Origin of the sequence: Anoxybacillus sp. J5B_2022 (assembly GCF_026847645.1) — a bacterium.
Lineage (GTDB): Bacteria > Bacillota > Bacilli > Bacillales > Anoxybacillaceae > Anoxybacteroides.
The window spans coordinates 1-695 of sequence record NZ_JAPSMC010000168.1 but is presented as its reverse complement, the minus strand read 5'-3'; the positions used below and the strand labels follow the sequence as shown (position 1 = coordinate 695).

Sequence of the window (695 nt, the reverse complement as noted above, 5' to 3'; positions counted from 1 at the left end):
GGCTTCTCTTCCGAACGTGCATGGCATCGCTTTGTCACCGGAAATTTGTTCACAAACGGGCAGTTTCTCGAACGTTCCCGATACAATCGCCGTTGCCGGGCGCTGCGCTGGGCGATGAAATGGATCCGCCATGAACTGGCGAAACGCGGCCAACATCATGCCTATGCCGTGGTCGATAGCTTGCCGTTAGAGTTGTGCCATGCTGCGAGAATGCATCGTGTCAAACGGTTTCAAGGGATCGCCGACATCGGGTATTGCGCTTCAAAAAAGCAATGGTACTACGGGTTGAAACTGCACCTTCAAGTGACCGATCAAGGTTTGCCAATGGGATATGTGGTGACGGAAGCATCCTGCCACGATCGAATCGCAGCCGAAAGCGTGATGACCCAAATTCCTCATCCCTATAACCTCGGGGACAAAGGGTTCATTAGCCGTGACTTGCAAAAAAGGCTGTACGAAGAATACCAAATGGCGCTTTGGACTCCGTCTCGAAAAAACCAGAAACATCGCCCGTCCGAGGCATGGGAGAAGTGGATCCAACAAAAACGCAAAGTGATCGAGACGGTGTTCTCGGTTCTGGTTGACCAATACCGGATCACAGAGATTCGAGCGAATTCCATGATCGGATTTGAAGTAGCGCTCGACGGCATATTGTTAGCCTATTCGCTGGTCACACTAGGGCTAGTTGAGTTCTA

At 51.4% G+C, this 695-nt stretch carries 1 protein-coding gene; it reads left to right on the top strand.

The window, feature by feature from the left end; all coding sequences use genetic code 11:
• The coding region (locus tag M4I42_RS17055) for an IS982 family transposase (RefSeq protein ID WP_268853207.1) at positions 1-695 on the top strand (695 nt) is incomplete at both ends.